This window comes from Photobacterium sp. GB-72, assembly GCF_003026095.1.
Lineage (GTDB): Bacteria > Pseudomonadota > Gammaproteobacteria > Enterobacterales > Vibrionaceae > Photobacterium.
The window spans coordinates 43,006-52,482 of the sequence record NZ_PYNV01000026.1 but is presented as its reverse complement, the minus strand read 5'-3'; the positions used below and the strand labels follow the sequence as shown (position 1 = coordinate 52,482).

At 40.0% G+C, this 9,477-nt stretch carries 11 protein-coding genes and 1 pseudogene; 3 read left to right on the top strand and 9 right to left on the bottom strand.

The window, feature by feature from the left end; translation table 11 throughout:
* Positions 1-734: pseudogene (locus C9J40_RS20535) on the top strand (arginine decarboxylase); the annotation flags it as partial.
* A 176-nt stretch (positions 735-910) separates the two neighbouring features.
* Here the strand turns inward: C9J40_RS20535 and C9J40_RS20530 are convergent.
* The 5 genes from C9J40_RS20530 to C9J40_RS20510 all read right to left on the bottom strand — a co-directional run bounded on the left by C9J40_RS20530 (position 911) and on the right by C9J40_RS20510 (position 4,082).
* Positions 911-1,123 carry a cold-shock protein gene (locus C9J40_RS20530; RefSeq protein ID WP_006647467.1) on the bottom strand — a complete coding sequence of 71 codons (213 nt, stop codon included), beginning with the start codon at positions 1,121-1,123 and terminating at the stop codon, positions 911-913.
* A 225-nt stretch (positions 1,124-1,348) separates the two neighbouring features.
* On the bottom strand, positions 1,349-1,558 hold the full coding sequence (locus C9J40_RS22305; RefSeq protein ID WP_107208574.1) for a hypothetical protein: 210 nt from the start codon (positions 1,556-1,558) through the stop codon (positions 1,349-1,351).
* Between the two features lie 338 nt (positions 1,559-1,896).
* Complete coding sequence (locus tag C9J40_RS20520) at positions 1,897-2,130, bottom strand: cold-shock protein (protein ID WP_039861059.1); 234 nt, start codon at positions 2,128-2,130, stop codon at positions 1,897-1,899.
* A gap of 283 nt (positions 2,131-2,413) precedes the next feature.
* Positions 2,414-3,481: an FUSC family protein gene (locus C9J40_RS20515; protein ID WP_107247868.1), complete on the bottom strand. Its 1,068-nt coding sequence runs from the start codon at positions 3,479-3,481 to the stop codon at positions 2,414-2,416.
* A 31-nt stretch (positions 3,482-3,512) separates the two neighbouring features.
* A complete protein-coding gene (locus C9J40_RS20510; RefSeq protein WP_107247870.1) occupies positions 3,513-4,082 on the bottom strand; it encodes an isochorismatase family cysteine hydrolase in 570 nt (189 codons plus the stop codon).
* Between the two features lie 147 nt (positions 4,083-4,229).
* Between C9J40_RS20510 and C9J40_RS20505 the strand changes: the two genes are divergently transcribed.
* Positions 4,230-5,138: a LysR substrate-binding domain-containing protein gene (locus C9J40_RS20505; protein ID WP_107247867.1), complete on the top strand. Its 909-nt coding sequence runs from the start codon at positions 4,230-4,232 to the stop codon at positions 5,136-5,138.
* Between the two features lie 76 nt (positions 5,139-5,214).
* Here the strand turns inward: C9J40_RS20505 and C9J40_RS20500 are convergent, their stop codons facing one another.
* The 4 genes from C9J40_RS20500 to ftnA all read right to left on the bottom strand — a co-directional run bounded on the left by C9J40_RS20500 (position 5,215) and on the right by ftnA (position 8,737).
* Positions 5,215-6,402, bottom strand: coding sequence for an NAD(P)/FAD-dependent oxidoreductase (locus C9J40_RS20500; RefSeq protein WP_107247866.1), 1,188 nt, complete (start codon positions 6,400-6,402; stop codon positions 5,215-5,217).
* Positions 6,403-6,547: 145 nt separating this feature from the next.
* Positions 6,548-7,657, bottom strand: a complete 1,110-nt coding sequence (locus C9J40_RS20495) for a mechanosensitive ion channel family protein (protein ID WP_107208570.1) — start codon at positions 7,655-7,657, stop codon at positions 6,548-6,550.
* A 150-nt stretch (positions 7,658-7,807) separates the two neighbouring features.
* Positions 7,808-8,143, bottom strand: a complete 336-nt coding sequence (uspB, locus tag C9J40_RS20490) for a universal stress protein UspB (protein ID WP_105061214.1) — start codon at positions 8,141-8,143, stop codon at positions 7,808-7,810.
* 69 nt (positions 8,144-8,212) lie between these two features.
* Positions 8,213-8,737: a non-heme ferritin gene (gene ftnA, locus C9J40_RS20485; RefSeq protein WP_107208569.1), complete on the bottom strand. Its 525-nt coding sequence runs from the start codon at positions 8,735-8,737 to the stop codon at positions 8,213-8,215.
* Positions 8,738-8,991: 254 nt separating this feature from the next.
* On the opposite strand from ftnA, the gene C9J40_RS20480 reads away from it, so the two are divergent.
* Positions 8,992-9,414, top strand: coding sequence for a universal stress protein (locus C9J40_RS20480; RefSeq protein ID WP_107208568.1), 423 nt, complete (start codon positions 8,992-8,994; stop codon positions 9,412-9,414).
* The last annotated feature ends 63 nt before the right edge of the window (positions 9,415-9,477 follow it).

Genomic DNA, 9,477 nt, shown 5'->3' with positions numbered 1-9,477 from the left:
GCGACAAGTGGCACGGCTTTGACGAAATCGACAATGACTGGTGTATGCTTGATCCAATCAAAGTTAGCTTGCTAACTCCTGGACTTGACGACAACGGTAACTTCCTAGAAACAGGTGTTCCAGCAGCGCTTGTGACTGCATACCTAGGTCGTTTCGGTATCGTACCAACACGTACTACTGACTTCCAAGTAATGTTCCTATTCTCAATGGGTATTACTAAAGGTAAGCGTGACACATTGATCAACACATTGTTGTCATTCAAGCGTCACTACGATGCTAACGCAGATATCGAAACACTATTACCTGAGTTAGTTGCATCAGCACCAGAAGTATACAAAGGTCTTGGTCTTAAAGATCTAGGTAACAAGATGTTTGAATACCTAGTTCGCCATAACCCAAGCCAAGTACTAAACCATGCTTACTCAAGCCTTCCTGTAATGGAAGTGAAACCACGTACTGCTTACCAGTTCGTAGTATCTGATGAAGTTGAGCTAGTACCTTCTGACAAGCTAGTGGGTCGTGTTGCAGCGAACTCTGTTATCCCTTACCCACCAGGCATCCCAATGCTAATGGGTGGTGAAAACTTCGGTGACGAAACAAGTCCTCAAATCCAGTACTTGAAAGCACTAGAAGCATGGGATGCAGAATTCCCAGGTTTCGAACACGAAACTGAAGGCGCAGAGATCGAAGACGGTAAATACCACGTTCTTTGTATCAATAAAGACGCTCTATAATCGACTAAGTCGATAACGTGACTACCTAAATCCCCGCTCATTGAGTGGGGATTTTTTTATGTCATTCCATTAATAAAATTAATATCGTGCGTATTACATCGCAATCAATGACGCCAAATTACAGATATAAAAAATGCCGGCCTTAGCCAGCATTTCATGCTTATCAACAGATAAACTTATAGCGCGATAACATTTGCCGCTTGCAGACCTTTTTGGCCTTGCTCTACGTCAAAGGAAACTTTCTGACCTTCAGTTAAGGTTTTGAAACCTTCTGAAGCGATAGCACGGAAGTGAACGAAGACGTCAGCGCCGCCATTGTCTTGGGTTAGAAAACCAAAACCTTTCTCTTCGTTAAACCATTTTACTAAACCAAGTGTTTTATTAGACATTATGTGTCCCTTATATGTATTTCATTGAGGTGTCGCAACACGCGACGGCCGAAATAACGATGTTTGAACTATCGATAAAGCAAAGGGAAACACGGATAAAACAACATAAATGTGGCGATAAACAGTTTTCTTCTACGAAAAAGATGACAAATTTCAATTTTCAGCGAGTAAGATTATTAAATTAAGCGAATGTGTTTATTCGATTAATTTAATACCCTTTAGGTATTAATAAGAGATAGTGAAATTACCAATTAGTTTATTATCAGCATTAGTAATATCGCCTTTACCGGTTTTTTCACAGTATGAGAAATTAATATCCACATTATCAACATTCCCTTTCATTAATACATGTCGGGTTAATACATCACTATTTAACTGATGAATTGTTGAATTCCAAGAATGTTTATTTTTTAATAAGTTAAAATTTACGTTCATTATTTTATTGCTTCTTCTGTTTCTGTATTTATTGTATTTACAGGGCGGTTTTGTTGAAACCAAAATCGTTTACGACCAAGAGATCGAGACATGAGCATATCCTTAGCTTTATCATTAACTTAAATTAATTTCTAAGATATTTCTTAGTACATTTAAATTATAAAATGAGTATAAAATCTATTTATTATAGGTAACGAGGGAAATAGGAACGTAACGACAAATACAAACAAAAGCAGATATTGGAAGTGGTTATTATTTTCGATGGTACGGTATAACTAATTATTTTTACTTTGAAAGCGGCGCAAATAGTATATAACTCTTTGCGCCAACTTAAATTCTTATAGCGCTACAACGTTAGCTGCTTGTAGGCCTTTTTGACCTTGCTCTACTTCGAAAGAAACTTTTTGGCCTTCAGCCAAAGTTTTAAAACCTTCAGAAGCGATAGCACGGAAATGAACGAATACGTCAGCGCCGCCATTATCCTGAGTAATGAAACCGAAACCTTTCTCTTCGTTGAACCACTTAACGATACCAGTAGACATATTGTGTCCCTTATTTAATTTAAAATTCATGAGTTATCGCAATAAAAAATCACGATGCGCTGAAAGCTTGAATTATTGAATGTGACGATGAAGCTAAGGGAAACACTGAGGATGACAACAATAACGAAGAAATTCTGAGGTTTTACTTTTACTTGATGTTTCATTAATAACTCTGAACAACAGAGCGACGCCATTATTGTCTTATAACCAGTAATTGTAAAGGCTTATTTTCTATAATTTTTGGTTATCAATGTAACTCATTGATAGTAATCATTTTAAATTTAAAATAAACATTTTATATTTAAATATCGATTCAATATCCCTCTTTTTCTCTCTTTATTTTCAATAAAGGGCTAATCACATAAGTCACAACATAAACACTTATCACACCAATCGCACCACCCAATACAACATCGAACATTCGAACCATAGCAATTGATTCTGTATGTGTCATCGAGCCAGCAGCAATGGCAATAAACATACAACGTAATGTAAAAGCGACAGGATAAGGTTTAATGACGAGAGTTAAAGGAATAAGAAACGCGGCAAAGCTATTTAGTACTGTAGCACTTCCAATAAGTGAAAATAGATAAACAGCCGCTCCTCCTAAACTTAAACCTAATACCGCCCCTCTACCTCGATGCTTAAGCTTTTTATGCATACTACTTAGTTCCCCGGTTATCACACTCACCGAAGACCAAATAACCCACTGTCCTTGTTTTATAGCGAAATATTTAACAAAAACAGCGGTCATAAAAATAGCGAAGAAAATACTTAATACCGAGTAAATGACCGCTGGTTGTTTTTTAACGATATAGGGATGATCCCTACCAATCAGAGCATATGTCCGATCTTTCGGCATTTTAGCCATATTTAAACAGACTAAAACCAATATTGGTCCAATTAAGGTAACGGGTAATTGTTCAAGTAATTTTATATACGCATGAGTAAATGTATGAGGGTTTACACGATCATAAAGCTCACAACTTAAATATAACGCAGGGATCAATATCCAATTTCCTAACGATTTTAAATTTTTATCCCAATAAGCAAAACTGGCGCAAATCGCCCCCAATAAAGCGCAGAACAAAGCAAACAACAGTGGAGAGCTTTGCACCCAATACAACACCGTAAAACCTAAAATAATAGCCAGCCAATGTAAGCACGTTTCTAATAACCCGCTTAAACCTAAACTATTTTGCACACAAAAAAGTGCCCCACTCACCAACCCCAGTTGCAGGTAATGATGATCGCCGGTTATACACGCCACAATGAAACAGGGAAAAATAGCAACCGTCATGCACACAAGCGTTGGTACATCACACCATGCAGATAGTGTCTGTTTTATATGCCACTGATTATAGCCCCATGTCATTTTCATCGGCTTTATGCTCTTGTATTTGTCTCAATTACTAACAGGTAAGCTGTTCAACCCTGATCACTTCGGCAAGTCGAGAAAGCAACTCAATAGACTGTTGATGTGTTTGCTGACTGTCTGCAGCACAAGCGTCTTCAATAATCGTCACTTTATAATCGCGGTCATGCGCATCTCGGGTCGTCGATTGAATAGCTAAAGTGGTACTCACACCAGCTAAATACACATGTTCAATACGGTTGGCACGTAAAACCGCTTCTAATTGTGTACCGTAAAAAGGGCTAATTCTTGGTTTTTCAATAATAAAGTCACTCGTTTGTACATCTAAATCATCATGAAATTCAGTACCAAAGCAGCCTAACTGCAATGCCTTATATTGATTGGCCAAACCAAAGATTGGCGAGTTTTTAGGTTGGGCATAATAATGGGATTCGAATCCGACTTTAACGAGAATCACTAACCAATCATTTTTACGGGCATATGCAAGCGCTTGGTTGGTATGGGGTATCGCATTTTGTTCTTGAACATGCGAAGCACATGATGGGATTTTTCCGTCGGGGTGGACAATATCATTAATAAAATCGATAACGAGTAATGCTTTTTTCATCATAATTTTCTCTTGTTAGGTCATTAGCACTTCAATTAGATATCCTGCTAAATATGACTATTTCATATTGTTTTCACTGTATTTTAGTTTTTAGCGACAATAGAGAGAAACGATATATACTTACGGTTATGTAAGTTTTTCTAACAAATGAAAATGAAGCATATACCGCCATTAAAATCGCTGCCTGTTTTTCTCAGCGTATGTGAACACCTTAATTTTTCTAAAGCAGCCAATGAGTTGTGCGTCACTCACTCAGCTGTTAGTCAAAGTATTCAAAACCTTGAAAGCTATCTCGGAAAGCGGTTATTTCATCGTACAACACGTCAAATGACGTTAACAGAAGATGGAAAACGCTATCAACGTGCCATTCAAGAGGGGATAAATATCATTGAACAGGCAACTCTTCGAGAGTTAACCTCTCAGCAGCAGATCTCTATCAGTATTATTCCTTCCTTAGGGCTAAAATGGTTAATTCCTCGAATGCCAGCATTACAAGAAAAGTATCCTGATATTGATTTACGCTTTTCTACGCATTCGACGTTGGCATTAGAGCTCCTTCCCCATAACCTTGATATTGCTATTTGTTATGGTGAGGGAAATGAATGGCCTGAGTACAATGTGGTTCCTTGGAATGAAGATAGGTTGGTGCTAGTCGGTAGCCCCGCCAAAAAGCCTCTTCCTGATGATTTAGATAACTACTTTGCTGAACAGCCAACGATTTGGGTGGATCGCTCTCTACGTGACTCAGATTGGACACATTGGTGTCAAAGCTTAGGCGTCGATGTACCTAACAACACCAAGCGGCGTTATTTTCAAAGTTCTGTGCAGGCAATTGAAGCTGCTATCGCAGGGTTGGGTGTTTTTGTTACACATCGAATGTTTGTCAACGATGAAATAAAAGCAGGCTTATTAGCAGAGCTTACACCCCATAGTGTATTAAGCCGTTGTAGCTATTTCATCGTCAGTAAGAAAGAAAGCCAGAACAGGCCAGAAGTACAAAACGTCATTGCTTGGCTACAAGACACGCTCAAACAAGAAAAGTCAGTAACGTCGTGATAGGCAGGGAGATACTCTCTTATCTTTCTTAATAAGAGAGTATTAAAACTAGAGACAAAATATTGTATGAAATAAATTAGGCATATTGCCCAGCAACATAACCAGAGCTCCATGCCCACTGGAAGTTATAGCCACCTAACCAACCACTCACATCCATCACTTCACCCGCAAAGTACAAGCCTTTAACTTTCTTAGTTTCCATGGTTTTTGAGGATAGCTCATCGGTATCAACGCCGCCTAATGTCACTTCTGCTGTACGATAGCCTTCTGTACCATTTGGCGCGATCTGCCATTGGTGGAAGTATTCACTCAGTAATGCCAGCTCTTTATGATTAAGTTGCTTTAACGGTTTATCTTGTACATCACCACGCTCAATCAAAGCCTCGATAAGACGCTTAGGCAGTAAGCGAGACAGCGAGTTTTTCAAGCTTTGGTTTGGATGTGCTTCACGCATCTCATTTAAGGTGTCAACCAAGGTTAAATGCGGTAATAAATCTGCGGTGATCTTCTGACCCGGCTTCCAGTATGACGATACCTGTAAAATCACAGGGCCTGATAAACCACGGTGGGTAAACAGTAAGTTCTCTTTAAATGAAGTGCCATCTTCAGTTTCAACGACCGCAGGAACAGCAATACCAGACAGATCCGCGAGCGCTTCTTTATCTTCAACATGCAGCGTAAACGGTACAAGACCTGCAGTAGTTGGGATCATTTTCAAGCCAAACTGCTCAGCAATTTGATAACCAAACGGGGTTGCACCCAGTTTCGGCATCGATAAACCACCGGTTGCGACCACCAGCGATTCACAGCTAACGGTGTCGGTATTAAGGCCAAGCGTGAAGCCTGAATCCGTCTTTTCAATACTATGAACATCGACTTGGTAACGCTGGGCGATATTAGGCATATCGCATTCAGACAACAACATTTGAACAATGTCTTTGGCGGAATCTAGGCAGAATAACTGGCCATGATCACGCTCTTCATAGTCAATCCCGTGTTGGCACACCATGCCTATAAAATCCCATTGGGTGTATTGAGATAGCGCAGATTTCACAAAGTGTGGATTACGACAAACATAATTATTCGCGGCCACATCCATATTGGTAAAGTTACAACGACCGCCACCTGAGATCAGGATTTTACGTCCCGGCTTCTTACCATGATCAACCACCAATACAGAGCGACCACGCTTACCCGCTTCAGCTGCACACATTAGCCCTGCAGCACCTGCACCGATAATGACGACATCGTATTTATTTGCCATGAATTACTATCTGCCTTTCAAAAACACTAAGGGAAAAACGAAAAAAGGATGCTAGTCGCTAGCATCCTTTCTCTCTCGCGGCGGCTATTTTACCTACCTAATGGCGTAATACCAACCGTAATAATTTATCCTGATAGCAAACCTATTAAGCTTGCTGAGCACGCTCAATAGAGGCCAATGCCGTAGATGCCGCTGCAGGCATGTCTAATGTTGTGGTTGGGAAAGCAAAATCGGCCCCATGCGAATGTACAATCTCAACAATTTTAAGCATCACATCCTGCTGTACGTCTTTGTACTTAATCCATTCAACCGTTTTGGTAAAGGTATATACCAAGATATTAAGTGACGACGCACCGTAAGTATCAAAACTCACAATCAAGGTTTGTCGAGTATCGATATCTGGATGGTTTTGTAGCATAGTTTTAATATCACGCACGACATCACCCACCACCGCAGCATCACAATACCGTAAACCGACACTTTGCTTAATACGGCGATTGAGCATGCGAGACGCATTTTCTACCACCACCGAGCTAAACACCGAGTTAGGCACATACATTGGACGCTTATCAAAGGTGCGAATAATGGTCATACGGAAACCAATTTTCTCTACCGTACCTTCAATTTGACGATCAGGACTGCGGATCCAATCACCCACCTTAAACGGACGATCAAAATATAACATCATGCCGCCAAAGAAATTCGCCAGCAGATCTTTGGCTGCCATACCGACAACTAAACCACCAACACCACCAAAGGTGAGTAAGCCTGATAAACTCAAGCCCAGATTTTGCATCGCAATTAAACCGCCAAACACCATGACGATTAAACGCAAAATCTTCGATATCGCATTTACGGTTGTCGCATCACGCTGCGGTCGGTTTTCCAATATGGTCTGCTCCATATTGGAAATTAAACGAAATAGCGTCCAAACAATAGTCCAGATCAGCAACAGATGACGAAGAGTCGATAATGATGTACTGGAATAACTGGTCAAGTTATCGACTAATATGCCTATCGACAGCAGTCCCGGCCAAACCCAAATACATAAGGTAATGGGGGCGCGGATCGCACTGATTAATGCGTCATCCCAAATAAACTGACTTTTTTCTGCCACTATAGCTAAACGGCGTGACAATAAGATCCATCCGCCCCATAACACCGAGCTCAACAATAACAGTAAGCCAATGTTATACATCCAATCGACAGATGCGCCCTTTTCTAACGACGACCACCAATATATGAACTTTTCCATAACGTTTCTGTTTCTCTATGATTAGCGATACGCAAAAAATAGGCTACCGATATAGCCTATCCGTCATATTATATTGAGATCATACTAAACATCGGACACCGCGCAAAGCTAGCCTAAAAACAAGGTTCTTAGTGCTCCGTCGAAGAAGTGTTAGTAGCCAAGAAAGGCAACCGCAAAAATCGCGATAAAAAAGGTGATCATAAAGGTACTGGCGAGAACAAATAGCTTACGTACTTTAATACATTTCGCCATAAAGACCGGATCATGATGCTTTTTATATTGCTCGCTGCGGATGTAATGAAATAAACGGATCTGTTTACTGACATTACCTTGAGAAGAGAAAAAACCGCGCCCATCCACTTGCTGATACAACAGGGGATCACATTCTCGCATCACCACCAGCAATGTTCTTAAGGTACTGATGTAACGAGACGTATTAACAACTGCCACTAAAAAAAGTGCGAAAAGAAATGCATCACTACTCATATATATTCTCCCAAAAAATGCGGTTCCACTCGCCGGGAGATAAGGGAGCAAATTTGCTCCCTATCAATATTAGGCTTGTGAATCCATAACAGATGTAGACTCTGCTTTTGCCATCGCGGATAAATCTTTATCAATAAAGAATAGTGCCTTACCGTCTTCACCGACTAACTCAATTTTATCTAAAATGCCTTTAAACAATTTTTCTTCTTCGTGTTGCTCTGATACGTACCACTGTAAAAAGTTAAATGTTGAGTAATCTTGCGTAGTAAATGCAACATGAGCAAGCTCATTGATCTTCTTAGTAATTAATTGCTCGTGCTCATAGGTTTCACGGAATACATCACCTAGTGATGCAAATTCGTGTTTTGGCGCCTCAATCGTACCAAGAATTGGCAATGCGCCTGTTTCGCTCACATAAGTAAACAAACGTTGCATATGTTCCATTTCTTCAACGGCATGAGCACGTAAAAATTCAGCAGCACCTTCGAAACCTTTATCCTCACACCATGCACTCATCTGTAAGTATAGGTTTGAAGAGAAAAATTCTAAGTTGATTTGCTCGTTTAGGTTATCAACCATAGCCTTGGCTAACATTGCACTACTCCTGTTTGTTTAAGTGTAATCAAGACATTGTCACTGCGCATTGTTTAGAATGCAACTAACGAAAAAAAATACTGAGATAATTCTCTTTTATTTTTCATGAAGTACGAAATCAACAGTAAAATCGCTTACTTGTTTTTGAAAAATAATTAACCACAACTCCGTAATAAGATGCGACTAAATCGATATTTTTGCCCCATACTCAATGCTAATATGAATCATACCTAATGAATATGGAGTGTCAGTTAATGGTCTATAAACATATCCTTGCCGCCATCGATTTATCAGACGATAGCGAAGTATTAGTCCATAAGGCCGCGCTATTAGCCAAAGCCCTAGATGCGAAGTTATCTCTGATCCATATCGATGTTGATTACGCTGATTTATACACCGGACTCATTGATATTAATTTAGCAGAGATGCATGAGCGTGCTGAAAATGATGCGCAAACACGCCTTCATCAACTGGCACAAAAAGCACACTATCCGGTGTCACATACCCTTGTCGGTAGCGGTGATCTGAGTGAAGAAATTTGTCATGCGATAAAAAACATGGATGTTGATTTGGTCATTTGTGGTCATCATCAAGATTTCTGGAGCAAAATCTTATCATCAACCCGCCAACTTCTAAGCCGTACGCCTGTTGATTTATTAATGATTCCACTGAAATAATCTCGCTATCCCCCTCTTAATCCAGCAGCCAACACCGTTGGCTGCTGCTCATACCTGTTATTT

Bases quoted from the DNA above. Each gene is read 5' to 3' on its own strand.
- C9J40_RS20505 (WP_107247867.1), top strand. From the start codon at position 4,230: ATGAAAATGAAGCATATACCGCCATTAAAATCGCTGCCTGTTTTTCTC.
- C9J40_RS20500 (WP_107247866.1), bottom strand. From the start codon at position 6,402: ATGGCAAATAAATACGATGTCGTCATTATCGGTGCAGGTGCTGCAGGG.
- C9J40_RS20520 (WP_039861059.1), bottom strand. From the start codon at position 2,130: ATGAATTTTAAATTAAATAAGGGACACAATATGTCTACTGGTATCGTT.
- C9J40_RS20530 (WP_006647467.1), bottom strand. From the start codon at position 1,123: ATGTCTAATAAAACACTTGGTTTAGTAAAATGGTTTAACGAAGAGAAA.
- C9J40_RS20480 (WP_107208568.1), top strand. From the start codon at position 8,992: ATGGTCTATAAACATATCCTTGCCGCCATCGATTTATCAGACGATAGC.
- C9J40_RS20515 (WP_107247868.1), bottom strand. From the start codon at position 3,481: ATGAAAATGACATGGGGCTATAATCAGTGGCATATAAAACAGACACTA.
- C9J40_RS22305 (WP_107208574.1), bottom strand. From the start codon at position 1,558: ATGAACGTAAATTTTAACTTATTAAAAAATAAACATTCTTGGAATTCA.
- C9J40_RS20510 (WP_107247870.1), bottom strand. From the start codon at position 4,082: ATGAAAAAAGCATTACTCGTTATCGATTTTATTAATGATATTGTCCAC.
- uspB (WP_105061214.1), bottom strand. From the start codon at position 8,143: ATGAGTAGTGATGCATTTCTTTTCGCACTTTTTTTAGTGGCAGTTGTT.
- ftnA (WP_107208569.1), bottom strand. From the start codon at position 8,737: ATGTTAGCCAAGGCTATGGTTGATAACCTAAACGAGCAAATCAACTTA.
- C9J40_RS20495 (WP_107208570.1), bottom strand. From the start codon at position 7,657: ATGGAAAAGTTCATATATTGGTGGTCGTCGTTAGAAAAGGGCGCATCT.